This window comes from Pseudomonas sp. F9001, from assembly GCF_013385435.1.
GTDB lineage: Bacteria > Pseudomonadota > Gammaproteobacteria > Pseudomonadales > Pseudomonadaceae > Aquipseudomonas.
On the sequence record NZ_JACAPX010000037.1, the window covers coordinates 25,275 to 44,422 of the forward strand.

Genomic DNA, 19,148 nt, shown 5'->3' on the forward strand with positions numbered 1-19,148 from the left:
TACATATGAAAGGATCTTCAGCCGTTAACTAAATCTTCCTTCACCTGGCTGAAAGGTGCGTGTTAGGTGGGTCCGTCAAGACTGCGAGCGTTTGCAATCCAACTCCTTTGGAGGTTACGGCATGCTCGGGCTGGTAAAGACCGCACTGCTCAAGCCCTACACGTTTATCGTGCTGGCAATTTTCATCTGCATCATCGGGCCCATGGCGGCCTTGCGTACCCCCACTGACGTATTTCCCGATATTGGCATCCCCGTCGTTGCGGTGGTTTGGCAGTACAACGGCCTGTCTCCGGACGCCATGGCCGGTCGCGTGATCTACACCTACGAACGCTCGCTGAGTACCACCGTCAACGACATCGAGCACATTGAATCGCAGTCGTTACCCGGCATGGGCATCGTGAAGATTTTCTTCCAGCCCGGCGTGGATATCCGCACCGCCAACGCCCAGGTAACAGCGGTGTCACAAACCGTGCTCAAGCAGATGCCACCGGGCATTACGCCGCCGCTGATCCTCAACTACAGCGCCTCTACGGTGCCGATTCTGCAGATGGCGTTCTCCAGCCCCAGCTTGTCGGAAGCGAAGATCCGCGACCTGGTGCAGAACAACATCCGCTTGCCCCTGAGCGCCCTGCCCGGCCTGGCCATGCCCACGCCAATGGGCGGCAAGCAACGCCAGATCACCCTCGACCTCGACCCACAGGCGCTGGCCGCCAAAGGTCTCTCGGCGCAGGACGTAGGCAACGCCCTGGCCCTGCAGAACCAGATTATCCCGGTGGGTACCGCCAAACTCGGCCCCAACGAATACACGATTTTGCTCAACAACAGCCCGAAGGCGATTGATGAGCTCAACGACTTGCCGATCAAGACAGTCGACGGTGCGATCATCACCATCGGCCAGGTGGCCCACGTGCGTGACGGCTCGCCGCCGCAGACCAACATCGTGCGCGTCGACGGCCACCGTGCGGTGCTGATGCCGGCCCTGAAAAACGGCAGCATCTCCACCCTGTCGATCATCGACGGCATCCGCCAGATGCTGCCGCGCATCAATGAAACCCTGCCGCCGTCGCTGAAGACCTCGCTGCTCGGCGACGCCTCGGTGTTCGTCAAACAGTCGGTGGGCAGCGTGGCCCAGGAAGGCATCATCGCCGCCTTGCTGACCAGTGCGATGATCCTGCTGTTCCTCGGCAGCTGGCGCTCGACCATCATCATCGCCGCGTCGATTCCCCTCGCGGTACTGTCGGCCATCGCCCTGCTGGCGGCCACCGGGCAAACCCTCAACGTCATGACCCTCGGCGGGCTGGCGTTGGCGGTGGGGATCCTGGTGGACGACGCCACAGTGACCATCGAGAACATCAACTGGCACCTGGAACAAGGCAAGGCGGTGAAGGACGCGATCCTCGACGGCGCCAAGCAAATCGTCGGCCCGGCGTTCGTGTCCCTGCTGTGTATCTGCATCGTGTTTGTGCCGATGTTCATGCTGCAAGGCATCGCCGGCTACCTGTTCCGCCCGATGGCATTGGCGGTGATTTTCGCCATGGCCAGCTCGTTCATTCTGTCGCGGACCCTGGTGCCGACCCTGGCGATGTTCCTGCTCAAGCCGCACGTGCCGGAGCAAGGTGAAGGTCATCACCCGGAAGATGAATTCATCAACCATCACGAGGGCGACCAGCACAAACCGCAGCGCAACGCGGTGCTGCAATCGGTGCTGAATTTCCAGCAGGGTTTTGAGCGTCACTTCTCCAACGTGCGGGACGTTTATCACGGCCTGCTGACCCTGGCCCTCGGCGCCCGCAAGCGCTTCATCATCGGCTTCCTGGCGTGCATCCTCGCCTCGTTCCTGCTGCTGCCAAGCCTGGGCCAGGACTTCTTCCCGGCCACCGACGCCGGGGCCATGGCCCTGCACGTGCGCTTGCCGCTGGGCACACGCATCGAAGAGAGCGCGGCGGCCTTTGACCGGATCGAAGCGCGGATTCGCGAGATCGTTCCGGCCGACGAACTGGACACCATCGTCGACAACATCGGCATCCCGCTGAGCGGCATCGACATGGCCTACAGCAGCAGTGGCACCATCGGCCCACAGGACGGCGATATCCAGGTCACCCTGAAAAAGGACCATGCGCCCACCGCCGACTACGTGAAAAAACTGCGTGAAGCGTTGCCCGAAAGCTTCCCCGGCAGCCAGTTCGCATTCCTCCCGGCAGACATCAGCAGCCAGATCCTCAACTTCGGTTCGCCGGCCCCGCTCGACGTGAAAATCTCCGGGCGCAGCGATGAAGAAAACCGCGCCTACGCCATCGAACTGGAACGTCGCCTGAAACACATACCGGGCATTGCCGACCTGCGAATCCAGCAGTCCACCGGCTACCCGTCACTGCAAGTCAACGTGGACCGCATGCGTGCCAACGGCCTGGGCATCACCGAGCGTGACGTAACCAACAGCATGGTTGCGTCCCTGGCCGGCAGCTCGCAAACCGCGCCAACGTTCTGGCTCAACCCGGCCAACGGCGTGTCGTATTCGATCGTGGCAGCCACCCCGCAATACCGCCTCGACAGCCTGCCGTCCCTGGAAGCGTTGCCGGTAACCGGTGCCGATGGTCAGTCGCAGATCCTCGGCGGCGTGGCGACCATCTCGCGGGTACAAAGCCCGGCGGTGGTGACCCACTACAACATCGAGCCGACCCTGGACCTGTACGCCAACGTGCAAGGCCGCGACCTCGGCGGCGTCGCCAGCGATGTGCAAAAAGTGCTGAACGACATGGCCCCGATGCGCCCCAAAGGCGCGACCATCAGCCTGCACGGGCAGATCGATGCGCTGCATGAAGCGTTCAACGGCTTGAGCTTCGGCCTGCTCGGTGCGGTGGTGCTGATCTACCTGCTGATCGTGGTCAACTTCCAGTCCTGGACCGACCCGTTCGTGATCATCACCGCACTGCCGGCAGCGCTGGCGGGGATCGTGTGGATGCTGTTCCTCAGCGGCACGTCATTGTCGGTGCCCGCACTCACGGGGGCCATCCTCTGTATGGGCGTGGCCACCGCCAACTCGATCCTGGTGGTGAGCTTCTGCCGAGAGCGCCTGGCCGAACATGGCGATGCACTCAAGGCCGCACTGGAAGCCGGCTACACCCGTTTCCGCCCGGTCTGCATGACCGCCCTGGCGATGATCATCGGCATGTTGCCGCTGGCCTTGTCCGAAGAACAAAACGCGCCGCTGGGACGTGCCGTGATCGGCGGCCTGATCCTCGCCACCACTGCCACTTTGCTGTTTGTACCCGTGGTCTTCAGCCTGGTCCACGGTCGTCACCCTACTCGCGCTGCTGCTGGAGAAACTTCACATGTCGTCTGATCACAAACCCTCGCGCAAGCGTCTGATGCTCATGGGTGTCGGCGGCCTGACACTGGCCGCCCTGTTGGTCGCCAACGGCCTGCACGCCCGTACGATGCATGAAAAATCCGTCACCGCCTGGACCGAAACCGCCGCCGTGCCGCAGGTGCTGGTGTTCCAGCCCAAACAGAACGCGGCCGGCGACACCCTGCGCCTGCCCGCGCATCTGGAAGCCTGGAGCAAGGCACCGATTCATGCGCGGGTCAGCGGTTACCTGAAAGACTGGAAAGTCGACATCGGCAGCCAGGTCAAGGCCGGGCAGATTCTCGCCGAGATCGACAGCCCCGACCTCGACCAGCAAGTGGCGCAAACCCACGCGCGCATGGTCCAGGAACAGGCCAACGCACGCCTGGCGCAAACCACCGCCACCCGCTGGAAAAACCTGCTGGACAGCCATTCGGTATCGCGCCAGGAGGCCGATGAAAAAACCTCGAATGCCCTGGCCGCCAAGGCCAACGCCCAGGCCGCCGAGGCTGACTATGCGCGGCTCTCGGCGCTGGAAGACTACAAGACCATTCGCGCGCCATTCGCCGGTGTGATCACCGCGCGCAACACCGACATCGGCCAGTTGATCAAGGCTGACAGCGACAGCGATCCGGAACTGTTCGACATCGCCGACACCCACCAACTGCGCCTCTACGTGCCGGTGCCGCAGAACTACGCCGCGGTGATTCATCCCGGGCTGGCCGCCCAACTGACGGTACCCGAGCACCCCGGCGAACACTTCAGCGCGAAGCTGATGGGCGACTCCACCGCCATCGACCGCCGCTCCGGCACCCTGCTCGCACAGTTCGTGGCCGACAACCCGGACGGCAAGTTGCTGCCCGGCGACTACGCCGAAGCCACCCTGGCGATTCCGGCGGATACCCATGGCGTGAGCATCCCGGCCAGCGCCCTGATCTTCCGCGCCGAAGGTACCCAGGTCGCAGTACTGGACGCCAAGAACCACGTGCACCTGCAAGACATCCACATCGGCCTCGACCTCGGCGAGCGCCTGGTGATTGACCAGGGCCTGAAACCCACTGACCGCGTAGTCGACAACCCACCCGACGCACTGCGCGAGGGCGACGCCGTGCAAATGGCCGATGCCGGAGGTGCCCATGCGCCCAAGGCTTAAACCCCTCGCGGCCCTGGTATTGGTGGCACTGCACGGTTGCTCGCTGGCGCCCACCTACAAGGCGCCGACCATCGACCTGCCCGCCAAGTACCGCGAACAGACCAGCGACGGTCCGTGGCACAGCGCACAACCGTCCGACCAACTGGCGCCGAAGTGGTGGCAGCTGTATCAGGACCCGCGCCTGAACGACCTGCAGGAACAACTGCTCAAGGCCAACCCGGACCTGGCCGCAGCGTTGGCGCATTTCGATGCGTCACAAGCGTATGCCAGCCAACTGCATGCCGGGCTGTTCCCGCAAATAACCGCCAGCGCGCAACCGTTGCGCCAGCGGCAATCGGACAATCGGCCACTGCGGGGTGATACCCAGCCTTCGGTGTACAACAGCAACACGGCGGGGTTTGCGCTGAGCTTCGATCTGGATCTGTGGGGCAAAATCCGCAACCAGGTGGCGGCTGGCGATGCACAGGCCCAAGCCTCCGGGGATGACTTGGCGGTGGCACGCCTGAGCCTGCAGCATCAGTTGGCGACGCTGTACGTGCAGCTCAACGGGCTGGATGCCCAGAGCCGGATTCTCAGCAGTTCGCTGGATGATTTTGGCCAGGCGCTGAAACTGACCCGCAGCCGGTACGAGGGGCAGATCGCCTCGGAGCTCGACCTGACCCGGGCGCAGAATCAGCTGGCTGAAGCACAGGCGCAGCTTGACGATGTGCGCGGTCAACGCAATCTCACCGAGCATGCGATTGGTGAATTGGTGGGCGTATCCGCCAGTGAATTCCAGCTGCCGCCGAGCCAGCAATTGATCGCGCTGCCGGGGATTCCGCAACAACTGCCGAGCCACCTGCTGCAACGCCGGCCGGATATCGCGGCAGCCGAGCGACGGGTGTTTGCGGCCAACGCGAATATCGGCGTGGCCAAGGCGGCGTGGTACCCGGATTTCAGTTTGACCGGCTTGATTGGCGGGCAGACCCAAGGTGTGGGCAACTTGTTCTCCGCCGCCAATCGGTATTGGGCGCTGGGGCCGCTGGTGAATCTGCCGATCTTTGATGGCGGTCGGCTGAGCGCCAATGAGCGCCAGGCCAAGGCAGAGTTTGAAGAGGCTTCGGCGCACTATCGCAGCCAGGTGTTAAGAGCCGTGCGTGAGGTGGAAGACAACCTTGGGCAACTGCGCGACTTGCAGCAGGAGGCGATGGACGAACAAGCCGCCGCGAATGCCGCCGAGCACACACAGGCACTGGCGATGAACAGTTATCAGGCGGGGGCTGTGAGTTACCTGGATGTGGTGACGGCGCAGACGGCGGCGTTGCAGGCGCAGCGCACGTTGCAGGCGGTGCAGACGCGGCAATTGCAGGCGAGTGTGGGTTTGGTGACGGCGCTGGGCGGCGGCTGGTTGCCTGGGGCGTGAGGTTGCTTCCTACAACCGGGATCACATACGGGAGTTTTGTTGATCCGGACGTCAGGGCGCCAAGTAGGCTCCCACAGCCTCGAGTGCTCGAAGCTTCAAATAATCCGCCTTGATGACCGCGTTGTCGGCATGCACCAAATAAATGGTACCCGGTTGGCTGAATACGTCTTTGGTCATGCCAATCGGCTGCCCGCTGCCAACGTAGAACACCGAATAAAAATAGGACTCGAGCTTCAGAAGCTCGCTTAAAAACAGCTCTTTGGTGAAACAACCCGGCGAACGATTGATTAGGCAGACGTTATAGCTGTGCAGCAACAATTCATAACCTACCTGGGCGTCAAGCAAGCGCTCAAATTGTTCCGGCTCAACGATGGACATAACCGTGGCGCGAATCTGCCCCAGTCCTGTCGTCTGTTCGGATACTTCAGGACGAAGAATTCCGTCGGTGCGCGCTGCGATCTCCACAAGTCTGGGACCTTTTTCGGTCAGCATAACCTCCGCGTGGCTAGGGCCATTTTCAATGCCCAGGCTTCTGACGACCTTGCGGGTGTAGTCGACCAGCAGCTCACACTCAGGCTCGGCAGGGCTGACCAGTTCATCAACGTCGTAAATGACGCTACCGCTGTCCAGCCGCTCCTTTCGGTATCTCACCACTTCAGTGACCATCTGCCTCGCGCCCAGGGAGACCATATTCACAACATATTCCACACCAACTAAATATTCCTGGATCAGGACCTGAGCGTTCCTAATATTGAGTCGATTGGTCGTTCCCAAAACCTTTCCGAAGGCGACCTCACAATCTTGCAAATCATCGCAAATATAAACCCCATCCGCGCCTGCACTATCCAGAGGTTTCAGCACCACGGGAAACCTGCCATGCCCCAGGATCCAGGCCTTGGCCGCATTCCATGACTCAACGATAGCCTGTTGCGCGGCTGGCAGCCCAGCGTCGGCGACACAACGGATCATTTCAAACTTGTTCCTGCGCGCCTGAGTTCGGTTGAATTGGTTGCGATAAGGAAGATTGAGCTGCTCGTTGAGCCAATCAGACAACAACACACCGGTTTCAGCCCCAGCGATGATGTACTGGGGATCGAACGTCGCAACGCGTTCGACCGTCGCTTCCAACTGCTTATTGACGATCAGACATTCATAAATCGAGGCATCGAAACCCATGTAGTAATAATCATCGAGCGTCGCGGACGACGCCACATGGATCAACGTACAGCCTCGCTCACGCAACGCTTTCGCGACAAACTTACCGGATGAAAAACCATCGACTATCACGACTCTGCTCATCTCAATCCCCGCCTTTCGAGATACAGACTTGCGATTGCTCGTCCAGAGAGTAAAAAAATAATGACGCCAACCGCCGTGACACTGGCTGCCGAAAACTCCACTCGTGTGTCGAGATATTGAAGCAGCAGGACAAACACCGGCAGTGTCAGCAGTAACAGCGATACATGGATAGCACTGAGATAATGAATGGTTTTTTGAATCAGATAAATCGGCAGCAAATGGCCAATCACCACTAACGTCAGCATCGGCCAGAACAGCTCAGGGCCCAAGGCAAAACCGACACCCGTCGCGGGAATCAAGACGACACAGGCAATGATCGTCACCACATTTCGGACCGCCAGAATTTCATAAACAGCCCACTGTCGAGCGAATAGCTTTTTCGAGACGATCGTATACATCACGGTGCCCAACGCGCACACCAGAACGCTGACGATGCCAAGCATTCGCTGCCCGGTAGTGGTGGAAGACACACCACTGTCACCCATGAATGACTTGAACAACATGATTCCCACGGAAATCAGTACCAGCCAGGAAATCAATGTATCCGCCAACGCGGTTTTAACCCTGTTGTTATCAAGAGCAGAGAGGATGAGCGTTAGCGCCGGCCCGCATGCCACTGAGGCCACGCCGACAACGGCAGGTTCCAGATAACGGAGTGCGTAGAATAGGCCGCCCCAGTTCAATAGAACTGCAACATTGACTAAAAAAACTAACAATATGTTTTCGCACAGTTTTAAGATAAGTTTTTTGTTACTTCGCAAGAGCGTAAAACTTAGAAAAAAGGCTCCTGAAAAACTGAAGCAGTAAAAAATGACTACCAAGGGATTTATCATTTGGGTAACAAAAGCCACATACACGTCAAATGCAGCACTGATAAAGCAAAAAATCAGCCCAAGCACCATTCCGCGCCGCATCAAGCTACTCATTTAAATCACCAGATGGTGTGCAACCTTGACGGGCTTCGAATTGTTTCATCGTATCGATGCCATGCTTTAAGAAGTAACGTATCTTCTATATCACCTAGCTTCATTACTCCTCCTTCAATCCAAAAATTTATTCCGATGCATTTAACCCTATCAAAACATTGCAAAAGTAAATAGCTAGCAAAACGGTTAGGTGCTTGCAAAAAAACTAACACCTTCAGGTAGCACCGATAACGGAAAAATGAAAAAGGGAACTTTCACACAAGCTGCTCGGATGTGACCTTCATACTATTTAACCCATTATCTGCAGTTACCAGTACCCACTGGGCTCTGGGGCCCTTGGTAAACCTGCCGATCTTCGACGGCGGGCGCCTGAGTGCCAAGCCAAGGCCGAATTTGAAGAGGCCTCGGCCCACTACCGCAGCCAGGTTTTACGCGCCGTGCGCGAGGTGGAAGATAACTAGGGGCAACTGCCGGATTTGCAGCAGAAAGCGCTGGATGAACAGTTATCTGGCGGGGCTCTGAGTTATCTGGATGTGGTGACGGCGCAGACGGCGGCGTTGCAGGCGCAGCGCACATTGCAAGCGGTGCAGACGCGGCAATTGCAGGCGAGTGTGGGTTTGGTGACGGCGCTGGGCGGAGGCTGGAAGCCCGACGCCTGATACAAATCTCGAGCCCACCCTGGATCAAATGTGGGAGCTGGCTTGCCTGCGATAGCGGAGTGTCAGACACTGCAACTGTGTCTGAAACACCGCTATCGCGGGCAAGCCCGGCTCCCACATTTGAGAGGAGTGAAGCCTGTCGACTCAGGCGGCCGGTTTGCCGCTGGCAATCGCCACCGACGTGGGTCACGTCAAACATCTCTAGACTGACCCACCGCCAATTTCAATCTTCCGGCCGACTATTCAGAAAAACACTCACCGCTGTGTAATCGCTGCCATCGGCATGTCGATACAGCGAACTGCTGTGATAGTCGGATACATCCCCCACCACCGACACATTGATCGTACGGCCCTGAACATCAACTTTTGCCGATGCGTCACGCGTAATTAGAAATGGACTGGCATCCCTCAATGCAGCCAATACTTCACTGTCGTCCTCCAAGGCGCGGTAAACGTAATATCAATAGCTGAGATGATGAGAGGCCGATGAACAAAGGAGACTTCGTACAAAGGAGCAGGACATGCCTTACAACCCATCCTCGAAGCGACATATTTCCTACGCTTCTTTCGGGTTGCTGGTCGGAACGGGCACCACTAGTCTTCGCCAGTCGCTGCCAATTCAGCGACCGGACGTGAGAAATCCGAACGACTCCATTGGCGCAAAAGCGCCCGCCGTATACAGTGCAGGCGCTTTTTCTGTGCTCGCTGTTATGGCGGCTGTGCGCGGGCACGCTTCGGCGTGGCCAAGCTCCTGGGGTCTTGGTTTTCTCACTCCGCGTACAGCTGCCACCTTCGTTCGTGAGAAAAACCTGGTGGTAGTCTCTAACTCTCCAGGAACTGCATCATGATCAAAGACAGTCCAAATCCTCCTTCCGATTCAAACCTGCTCTTCACCCTCCGCCCTGGTCTCGATACCGAAACCCTGCTGCTTAATGCCTCTCAGGATCTGGAATCCATCAATGCCATCGCCGCGCACTTGGCCTTTGAGGTTGATGGTTCACAGCGCAGCGTGATGCTGGGGATGTGTCGGATGCTGGAGGGTGTGCAGTTGCTTGTAGATCGGGTGGTGGATGCGAGGGTAGCCGTGAGCTGACCCATAAATGTGGGAGCTGGCTTGCCTGCGATAGCGGAGTGTCAGGCACTGCAACTGTGTCTGAAACACCGCTATCGCGGGCAAGCCCGGCTCCCACATTTGAGAGGAGTGAAGCCTGTCGACTCAGGCAGCCAGTTTGCCGCTGGCGATTGCCACCGAAGCTGCCACCATCGCCCTCAGCAACACCGCACACCCCGCCGCCAAATCATCCGGCGCCGCGTTCTCGATTTCGTTATGGCTGATGCCACCTTCACACGGCACAAAGATCATCCCCGCCGGCCCCAGTTCCGCGACGAAGATCGCGTCGTGCCCTGCCCCGCTCACGATATCCATGTTGGACAACCCCAACCCATTGGCCGCATCACGCACGGCATCCACGCAGCCTTTGTCGAAGTATAGCGGCGGGAAGTCAGCGGTGGGTGTCATCTCGAACGTGAGGCCGTGCTTGGCGCAGGTTTCGTCAATCACTTTGCGCACCTGGGCAATCATCGAATCCAACCGCGCCGGTTCCAGATGGCGGAAGTCCAAGGTCATGCGCACTTCGCCAGGAATGACGTTGCGTGAGCCCGGATACGCTTGCAGGCAACCGACGGTGCCGCAGGCGTGAGGCTGATGACCCAACGCCGCCGCGTTAACTGCAGCCACCACGGCCGCGGCACCGACCAGGGCATCCTTGCGCAGGTGCATCGGGGTCGGCCCGGCATGCGCCTCGACACCCCGCAGTTTCAGGTCGAACCATTTCTGGCCAAGGGCGCCCAGCACCACACCGATGGTTTTCTTTTCATCCTCAAGAATCGGACCTTGCTCGATATGTGCTTCGAAATATGCGCCCACCTTGTGCCCGCTCACCGGGCGTGATCCGGCATACCCAATGGCATTCAGCGCATCGCCCACGGTCACGCCGTCGGCATCCGTCTTGGCCAGCGTGTCGGCCAGGGTGAATTTCTCGGCAAACACCCCGGAGCCCATCATGCATGGAGGAAAGCGCGAGCCTTCTTCGTTGGTCCACACCACCACTTCCAGCGGCGCTTCGGTTTCCACCTTCAGGTCATTGAGGGTGCGCAATACCTCAACGCCCGCCAGCACACCAAAACAGCCATCAAACTTGCCGCCGGTGGGCTGGGTGTCGATATGGCTGCCGGTCATCACCGGCGGCAACTGGGGATTGCGCCCGGGCCGGCGGGCGAAGATATTGCCGACGCCATCGATGGTCACGGTACAGCCCGCTTCCTCGCACCACTTCACAAACAGGTCGCGGGCCTGGCGATCGAGGTCGGTCAGGGCCAGGCGGCAGACGCCGCCCTTGGGGGTGGCGCCGAGCTTGGCGAGTTCCATCAGGGACAGCCACAGACGATCGCGGTTGATGTGCTGATGGGTGGATTGCAGAACATCTATGGCAGCGTTCATGGGGATCTCCTCAGGCAGTAGTTCTTATGAATTTGACCAGACTCTCACTGGAGGACTGCGATCAAAAATGTGGGAGCGGGCTTGCTCGCGAAGGCGGTGATTCAGCTAACACATCTGGCGACTGGCACACCGTATTCGCGAGCAAGCCCGCTCCCACATTTGATTGCATTCCACATCGATTAAAGCGGTGTTTTCACCGCAACCACACGAGCCCCGCGTTTCATGCAGAGGGCGTAATACAACAGGCCACCGAGCGCCGAGCCGGTGAACCAGCCATAGCTGTAGAACCAGCTGAACGCATCGCTGCCCAGGGACAGCAACGTCAGCACCACCGGCACGCCAAACGCCAGGAAGCCATGCCAGTTCCACGCCGGGTACACGTCATCGCGATACAAACCGGCGAGGTCCAGTTGCTGTTTCTTGATGATGAAATAGTCCACCACCATGATCCCGGCGATCGGCCCCAAGAGGCTTGAGTAACCCAGCAACCAGTTGGAATAGACGGTTTCCAGGCTCACGTCGGAGATGATCAGCCCGAGCTTTTTCAGCAGCTCATGGGCCATCAACGCCAGGCCCACCAGGCCGGTGAGCACCACCGCCGTGGTGCGGTTGATCAGCTTGGGCGCGATGTTCTGGAAGTCGTTGGTGGGTGAGACGATGTTCGCTGCGGTGTTGGTGGACAAGGTGGCGATGATGATCAGCGCCATGGCCACGGCTACCCACACCGGGCTCTGGATATGGCCGATCAGGGTCACCGGATCGGAGACGCTGACGCCCACCAGTTTTACCGAGGCGGCGGTCATGATCACGCCGAGGGCGGCGAACAGGAACATGGTCAGCGGCAGGCCGAAAATCTGCCCGAGGATCTGGTCTTTCTGGCTCTTGGCGTAGCGGCTGAAGTCGGGGATGTTCAATGACAAGGTGGCCCAGAAACCCACCATCGCCGTCAGGCCTGCCATGAAGTAGCCGGTGAGGCTCGCGCCTTCGGGACGCTTGGGCGGGATCGCCATCAACTCGGTCAGCGAGACATTCGGCAGCGCCCACACCAGCAGCCCGATTCCCACCGCTACCAGCAGCGGAGCAGACAGGGTTTCCAGCCATTTGATCGACTCGGCGCCACGCAATACCACCCACAGGTTCAGGGTCCAGAAGATCATGAAGCCGATCACTTCACCGGTGCCACCAAGGGACTTCCAACCCTCGAAAACCGAGCCCAGGAACAGGTGAATCGCCAACCCGCCAAACATCGTCTGGATGCCGAACCAGCCGCACGCCACCAGGGCGCGAATCAGGCACGGCACGTTGGAGCCAAGCACACCGAAGGACGAGCGCAGCAACACCGGGAACGGGATGCCGTACTTGGTGCCGGGGAAGGCGTTGAGGGTCAGTGGGATCAACACCACGATATTGGCCAGCAGGATCGCCATCAGCGCCTCGCCCACCGACAACCCGAAGTACGCGGTGAGCACGCCGCCCAGGGTGTAGGTCGGCACGCACACCGACATGCCGATCCACAGCGCGGTGATGTGCCACTTGTTCCAGGTGCGTTCGCGCACCTTGGTCGGTGCCATGTCGTGGTTGTAGCGGGGGCTGTCGAGGACGTCGGGGCCGGCGTCGAGTTCGTACAGGCCGTTGCGCTCAATGACTTGCGATCTGTTCTGTTGCATGGCCGCTCCACGGTTTTTTCGAATTATTTTTGCTCACCCCGTGACGTGCACGGGATGGCCGGAGTACCTCGTTGACAACATGACATCCGGGACCCGGCCAACCGCCACCGCACTCAATAACCGTGCCGTAAACCGTCAACCTGCCCGCACCGCTTATATAACTTGCTGATGTTTATCAGCTTTATTGTCTCGACCGAAGAGCCCCTCGTTACTTTCAGCGTTACTCAGGCCAACTAACGCAGAAGTTGTCCGAACCCTCAGGACTCAATCTGGTGCAACACAATTATTTTTATTTACCGGCCCCGTCAAGAGGCATGTCTCAAGCGTCTGATTTGCAATAGGAAATGTTGCTCATATTGGGAACCTGTCAAGTGCGTCAAAATGGTGAGAGGCCGCTACATTTTGGTGATTTTGATTTTTTATCGTTAAAATTCAATAAGTTATTACAGACATAAGCTTATAGAAAATATTCTTGCTCATTCGAAAAACTCGGGCTAGTTTCTATTCCTGTCACCGCTGACAGGAATTAATTTTCCAGCGGCGCGATGCATGACAACACTTAGAACTGGCACAAGCCGGTCAAGCCTGTGAGGAACTCGACATGTCGCTGTTGATCCGTGGCGCTACCGTTATTACCCATGATGAAAGTTACCGAGCCGATGTTTTATGCGCAGACGGTCTAATCCGCGCCATTGGCACTGATCTGGATATTCCCGCCGGCACCGAGATACTCGACGGCAGCGGTCAATACCTGATGCCCGGCGGCATCGACCCCCATACCCATATGCAGCTGCCCTTCATGGGCACCGTGGCCAGTGAAGATTTTTTCAGTGGCACGGCCGCCGGGTTGGCGGGCGGCACCACGTCGATCATCGACTTCGTGATTCCCAACCCGCAGCAATCCCTGCTGGAAGCCTTCCATCAGTGGCGCGGCTGGGCCGAGAAGTCGGCGTCCGACTACGGCTTTCACGTCGCCATTACCTGGTGGAGCGAGCAGGTCCGCGAGGAAATGGCCGAGTTGGTGAGCCAACACGGCATCAACAGCTTCAAGCATTTCATGGCGTACAAGAACGCGATCATGGCCGCCGACGACACCTTGGTGGCGAGCTTCGAACGCTGCCTGGAACTGGGTGCGGTACCGACGGTGCATGCCGAAAACGGCGAGCTGGTGTATCACCTGCAACGCAAGCTGATGGCCCAGGGCATTACCGGGCCTGAAGCGCATCCGTTGTCGCGGCCTTCGCAGGTGGAAGGTGAAGCCGCCAGCCGGGCGATCCGGATTGCCGAAACCATCGGCACGCCGCTGTACCTAGTGCACGTGTCCACCAAGGAAGCGCTGGATGAAATCACCTACGCCCGCAGCAAGGGCCAGCCGGTGTACGGCGAAGTATTGGCCGGGCATCTGCTGCTGGACGACAGCGTGTATCAACACCCCGACTGGCAGACCGCCGCCGGCTATGTGATGAGCCCGCCCTTCCGCCCGCGCGGGCATCAGGAGGCACTGTGGCATGGCCTGCAATCGGGCAACCTGCACACCACCGCCACCGACCATTGCTGCTTCTGCGCCGAGCAAAAAGCCGCCGGGCGGGATGACTTCAGCAAAATTCCCAATGGCACTGCCGGTATCGAAGACCGCATGGCGCTGTTGTGGGATGAGGGCGTGAACACTGGGCGCTTGTCGATGCAGGAATTCGTTGCGCTGACGTCTACCAACACCGCGAAGATCTTCAACCTGTATCCACGCAAAGGAGCGATCCGCGTGGGGGCCGATGCTGACCTGGTGCTGTGGGACCCGCAAGGCACACGGACCATTTCCGCGAAGACTCACCACCAGAAAGTCGACTTCAACATCTTTGAAGGCAAGACCGTGCGCGGCGTGCCGAGCCATACCATCAGCCAGGGCAAGCTGGTCTGGGCGGATGGGGATTTGCGCGCCGAACGGGGTGCGGGTCGGTATATCGAACGGCCGACGTATCCGCCGGTGTTTGAGCAGTTGAGCAAGCGGGCGGAGCGTTCCAGGCCGGTTGCTGTGAAACGCTGAGGCCGCCATTCGCGAGCAAACCCGATCCCACATTCGCCCCCATTCCAACAGGATAAATGCAGTCGAATGTGGGAGCGGGCTTGCTCGCGAAGAGGCCGGTACAGGCAACAAAAAAACCACTGCCCACCAGAGGCAGCACCTCAAAAACCGTGAGGCCAATACCGTGATCCAGACCCTGAACCATCTTCCCCACCCCCATGAAGATGCGGCGACCCTCGCCGCGCATTTCACCGACCTGGCGCCGCCGCTCAATGCCCGGCAAGCCCAACTGGAAGCCTCGCGCTGCCTCTACTGCTACGACGCGCCGTGCGTCAACGCGTGCCCCAGCGAGATCGATATCCCGTCGTTCATCCGCAATATCCACACGGAGAACGTCCAGGGCGCCGCACAGAAGATTCTCTCGGCGAATATCCTCGGCGGCAGTTGCGCCCGGGTCTGCCCGACGGAAATCCTCTGCCAGCAAGCCTGCGTGCGCAACAATGCCGAGGAATGCGCCCCGGTGCTGATCGGCCTGTTGCAGCGTTACGCGGTGGACAACGCGCACTTCAGCGAACACCCGTTCCAGCGCGCCGCGCCCACCGGCAAGCGCATCGCGGTGGTCGGCGCCGGGCCTGCGGGTTTGTCCTGCGCCCATCGCAGCGCCCTGCACGGCCATGACGTGGTGATTTTCGAAGCCCGGGAAAAAGCCGGCGGCCTGAATGAATACGGGATCGCCAAGTACAAGCTGGTGGATGACTTCGCGCAAAAGGAACTGGATTTCCTCCTGCAAATTGGCGGCATCGAGATCCGTCACGGCCAGCGCCTGGGCGACAACCTGACCTTGAGCGAACTGCACCAGCAGTTCGATGCAGTGTTCCTCGGCCTTGGCCTGGCTGCCAGCAAACAGCTCGGCCTGCCACACGAAGACGCCCCCGGCCTGCTCGCCGCCACCGACTACATCCGTGAACTGCGCCAGGCCGACGACCTCAGTCAACTGCCCCTGGCCGACCGTTGCATCGTGCTCGGCGCCGGCAACACGGCCATCGACATGGCGGTGCAAATGGCCCGCCTCGGTGCCCGTGACGTCAACCTGGTGTATCGCCGTGGCCTGGCTGAAATGGGCGCCACCGGCCATGAGCAGGACATCGCCAAGGCCAACCAGGTACGCCTGCTGACCTGGGCCCAGCCCGAAGAAGTGTTGCTCGACGACCAGGGCCATGTGCGCGGCATGCGCTTCGCCCGCACCCGCATGGTCGATGGCCGCCTGCAAGCCACCGGCGAGACCTTCGAACTGGCCGCCGACGCGATCTTCAAGGCCATCGGCCAAGGCTTCGACGACGAGGCGCTGCACGACCCGCTGGCCCACCAACTGCAACGCCAGGGCGATCGGATCTTCGTCAACGAACAGCTGCGCACCAGCATCCCCGGCGTGTACGCCGGCGGCGATTGCGTCAGCCTCGGCCAGGACCTCACCGTCCAGGCCGTGCAACACGGCAAGCTGGCCGCTGAAGCCATGCACGCCCAACTCATGCTGAATGTGGAGGCTGCGTAATGGCCGATCTCTCGATTGTATTCGCCGGTATCAAAGCCCCCAATCCGTTCTGGCTGGCCTCCGCGCCGCCTACCGACAAGGCCTACAACGTGGTCCGCGCCTTTGAAGCAGGCTGGGGCGGCGTGGTCTGGAAAACCCTCGGCGAAGACCCGGCAGCGGTCAACGTCTCATCGCGCTACTCGGCGCACTTTGGCGCCAACCGTGAAGTGCTCGGCATCAACAATATCGAGCTGATTACCGACCGCTCCCTGGAGATCAACCTGCGGGAAATCACCCAAGTGAAAAAGGACTGGCCGGACCGCGCGCTGATCGTGTCATTGATGGTGCCGTGTGTTGAGGAGTCGTGGAAGCACATCCTGCCACTGGTGGAAGCCACCGGCTGCGACGGCATCGAGCTGAACTTCGGCTGCCCCCACGGCATGCCGGAACGCGGCATGGGCGCGGCGGTGGGCCAGGTGCCGGAGTATGTGGAACAGGTGACGCGCTGGTGCAAGACCTATTGCTCGCTGCCGGTGATCGTCAAGCTCACGCCGAACATCACCGACATACGCGTGGCGGCGCGGGCAGCGTATCGTGGGGGCGCGGATGCGGTGTCGCTGATCAACACCATCAACTCCATCACCAGTGTCGACCTGGAGCGCATGGTCGCCCTGCCGATGGTCGGCACCCAAAGCACCCACGGGGGTTACTGCGGCTCGGCGGTGAAACCCATCGCGCTGAACATGGTGGCGGAGATTGCCCGGGACCCACAGACACAAGGCTTGCCGATCTGCGGGATTGGCGGGATTGGCAACTGGCGCGATGCAGCGGAATTCGTCGCGCTGGGCTGCGGCGCGGTGCAGGTGTGCACGGCGGCGATGCTGCACGGGTTTCGGATTGTCGAAGAAATGAAGGACGGGCTGTCGCGGTGGATGGACAGCCAGGGTTACAGCAGCCTGCAGGAATTTTCCGGGCGGGCGGTGGGCAATACGACGGATTGGAAGTACCTGGATATCAATTACCAGGTGATCGCCAAAATTGACCAGGCGGCATGTATTGGCTGTGGGCGTTGCCATATTGCCTGTGAAGACACGTCGCACCAGGCGATTGCCAGCTTGAAGCAGGCGGATGGGACACATAAATACGAGGTGATCGATGATGAGTGCGTGGGGTGCAACCTGTGCCAGATCACCTGCCCGGTGGCGGACTGTATCGAGATGGTGCCGGTGGATACCGGGAAGCCGTTTTTGAACTGGACGCAGGATCCGAGGAACCCCCACCGCGAGGCGGTGTAGCCTGAATGATCGTTCCCACGCTCCGCGTGGGAATGCATCCGTTGACGCTCCGCGTCACGACCTTAAGAACGGACGCAGAGCGTCCAGGCGGCATTCCCACGCGGAGCGTGGGAACGATCTAGGGCTCCAACCCGATCCCCCGCAGGATCACACTCGTCACCGTCTGCACCGCCCGCTCGAACTGCATGTCCGACAACGGCTGATGGTCATTCAGGATCTTCACCTGATGGTCAAAGTCGGCATAGTGCTGGGTCGACGCCCAGATCATATACAGCAGGCTCGACGGCTCCACCGGCAAAATCCGCTTGTCCTCCACCCACTGGCGAATCTTCGCTTCCTTCATCTTGGCCCAGTCATACAGGCTCACATCCAGCGCCTCCCCCAGGGTTGGCGCGCCGTGGATGATTTCATTCGCCCAGACTTTCGAACCATAAGGCCGGCTGCGGGAATGTTGCATCTTGGCGCGGATGTAGCTGCTGAGCACCACCCGCGGGTCGTCGAACATCTCGAAGCACAAGGCGTCCTGCTTCCACACCTCGAGCAGGTCGAACAACACCGCGCTGTACAGCTCGCTCTTGGTACTGAAGTAGTAATGCAGGTTGGAGCGCGGCAGTTGCACTTCTTCAGCGATGTCGGCCATGGCGGTGCTGCCATAGCCCTTCTCGGCGAAGACCTTTTCAGCCGCCAGCAGAATCTTTTCGACGTTGACCCGACGAATACCGATCTTGTGATTGCCCATAAGGGCTCCCTGACAACAACATGGCTTCAAGACTACCATCCGCTCTAGATCGCGGCGACACGCCACTGTGAAACTTCGTACAAGAACCTTCCCCGTCGATAGCGGATTGGTTAGCATCGCCATCCCCTCGAAGGATCATCCCCCATGACTATTCGACAGCGAAGCGCGTGCGACGACCCGGTGCTGGGTGCACTGTGGGAACGCTCGGTGCGCGCCACCCATGACTTTCTCAGCGAAGACGACATCCAGCGCCTGCTGCCCCTGGTACGCGACTGCTACCTGCCGATGCCCGCACTTGAAGTGTGGGTGTACGAAGATACCCAAGGCATTGGCGGCTTCGTCGGCACCGGCGGCAATAATGTCGAGATGCTGTTTATCGACCCGAACCGACGCGGCCAGGGCATCGGTCGCCAGTTGCTGGACTTCGTACGCGCCCGCCACGACACCCTGCGGGTCGACGTGAACGAGCAGAATCCACAGGCCGTGGGTTTCTACCTGCACTATGGTTTTATCCAGACCGGGCGCTCGCCCGTCGATGGCGAAGGCAAGCCCTTCCCCTTGTTGCACATGGCACTACCGAACGACTGACTCTCACCTGAAGGTATTGAACA

The 19,148-nt window shown here is 59.8% G+C and carries 13 protein-coding genes and 1 pseudogene; 9 read left to right on the forward strand and 5 right to left on the reverse strand.

Features of this window, described 5'->3' with window-relative positions; all coding sequences use genetic code 11:
* The first annotated feature begins 121 nt into the window (after window positions 1–121).
* The 3 genes from HX818_RS27215 to HX818_RS27225 are packed head-to-tail and all read left to right on the forward strand — an operon-like array spanning window position 122 to window position 5,901.
* Entirely contained in the window at window positions 122–3,343 is a 3,222-nt protein-coding gene (locus HX818_RS27215; RefSeq protein WP_087693205.1) for an efflux RND transporter permease subunit, read from the forward strand.
* Window positions 3,333–4,499, forward strand: a complete 1,167-nt coding sequence (locus tag HX818_RS27220; RefSeq protein ID WP_177021057.1) for an efflux RND transporter periplasmic adaptor subunit — start codon at window positions 3,333–3,335, stop codon at window positions 4,497–4,499. Before HX818_RS27215 ends, HX818_RS27220 begins: the two co-directional genes overlap by 11 nt.
* Entirely contained in the window at window positions 4,483–5,901 is a 1,419-nt protein-coding gene (locus HX818_RS27225) for an efflux transporter outer membrane subunit (RefSeq protein WP_177021058.1), read from the forward strand. Before HX818_RS27220 ends, HX818_RS27225 begins: the two co-directional genes overlap by 17 nt.
* A 51-nt stretch (window positions 5,902–5,952) precedes the next feature.
* Here HX818_RS27225 and HX818_RS27230 read toward each other — a convergent pair whose 3' ends face one another.
* Complete coding sequence (locus tag HX818_RS27230) at window positions 5,953–7,200, reverse strand: ATP-grasp domain-containing protein (protein ID WP_177021059.1); 1,248 nt, start codon at window positions 7,198–7,200, stop codon at window positions 5,953–5,955.
* Entirely contained in the window at window positions 7,197–8,126 is a 930-nt protein-coding gene (locus HX818_RS27235) for a DMT family transporter (protein WP_177021060.1), read from the reverse strand. The genes HX818_RS27230 and HX818_RS27235 overlap by 4 nt, the downstream gene beginning before the upstream one ends.
* A 297-nt stretch (window positions 8,127–8,423) precedes the next feature.
* Here HX818_RS27235 and HX818_RS27240 point away from each other — a divergent pair.
* Window positions 8,424–8,785 (forward strand): annotated as a pseudogene (locus HX818_RS27240) (RND transporter); the annotation flags it as partial.
* A gap of 844 nt (window positions 8,786–9,629) precedes the next feature.
* Window positions 9,630–9,878 (forward strand): DUF6124 family protein, encoded by a 249-nt coding sequence (locus HX818_RS27245; RefSeq protein ID WP_177021061.1) that lies wholly within the window; start codon window positions 9,630–9,632, stop codon window positions 9,876–9,878.
* Between the two features lie 123 nt (window positions 9,879–10,001).
* Here the strand turns inward: HX818_RS27245 and HX818_RS27250 are convergent, their stop codons facing one another.
* Together HX818_RS27250 and HX818_RS27255 are read right to left on the reverse strand one after the other, a co-directional pair.
* Window positions 10,002–11,285, reverse strand: a complete 1,284-nt coding sequence (locus tag HX818_RS27250; RefSeq protein WP_087693198.1) for a Zn-dependent hydrolase — start codon at window positions 11,283–11,285, stop codon at window positions 10,002–10,004.
* Between the two features lie 179 nt (window positions 11,286–11,464).
* On the reverse strand, window positions 11,465–12,952 hold the full coding sequence (locus HX818_RS27255) for an NCS1 family nucleobase:cation symporter-1 (protein WP_102369544.1): 1,488 nt from the start codon (window positions 12,950–12,952) through the stop codon (window positions 11,465–11,467).
* A gap of 601 nt (window positions 12,953–13,553) precedes the next feature.
* Here HX818_RS27255 and hydA point away from each other — a divergent pair.
* From hydA to preA, 3 genes are all read left to right on the forward strand, one after another.
* The gene (gene hydA / locus HX818_RS27260; RefSeq protein WP_003207833.1) at window positions 13,554–14,993 is read left to right on the forward strand and encodes a dihydropyrimidinase; all 1,440 of its coding nucleotides are present in this window, start codon (window positions 13,554–13,556) and stop codon (window positions 14,991–14,993) included.
* A 163-nt stretch (window positions 14,994–15,156) separates the two neighbouring features.
* A complete protein-coding gene (locus HX818_RS27265) occupies window positions 15,157–16,524 on the forward strand; it encodes an NAD(P)-dependent oxidoreductase (RefSeq protein WP_177021062.1) in 1,368 nt (455 codons plus the stop codon).
* Window positions 16,524–17,798 carry an NAD-dependent dihydropyrimidine dehydrogenase subunit PreA gene (preA, locus tag HX818_RS27270; RefSeq protein ID WP_177021063.1) on the forward strand — a complete coding sequence of 425 codons (1,275 nt, stop codon included), beginning with the start codon at window positions 16,524–16,526 and terminating at the stop codon, window positions 17,796–17,798. Before HX818_RS27265 ends, preA begins: the two co-directional genes overlap by 1 nt.
* A 118-nt stretch (window positions 17,799–17,916) precedes the next feature.
* Here preA and HX818_RS27275 read toward each other — a convergent pair whose 3' ends face one another.
* Window positions 17,917–18,537 (reverse strand): TetR/AcrR family transcriptional regulator, encoded by a 621-nt coding sequence (locus HX818_RS27275; protein WP_003207828.1) that lies wholly within the window; start codon window positions 18,535–18,537, stop codon window positions 17,917–17,919.
* A gap of 144 nt (window positions 18,538–18,681) precedes the next feature.
* Between HX818_RS27275 and HX818_RS27280 the strand changes: the two genes are divergently transcribed.
* Window positions 18,682–19,125: a GNAT family N-acetyltransferase gene (locus HX818_RS27280; protein WP_003207827.1), complete on the forward strand. Its 444-nt coding sequence runs from the start codon at window positions 18,682–18,684 to the stop codon at window positions 19,123–19,125.
* Window positions 19,126–19,148 lie beyond the last annotated feature (23 nt).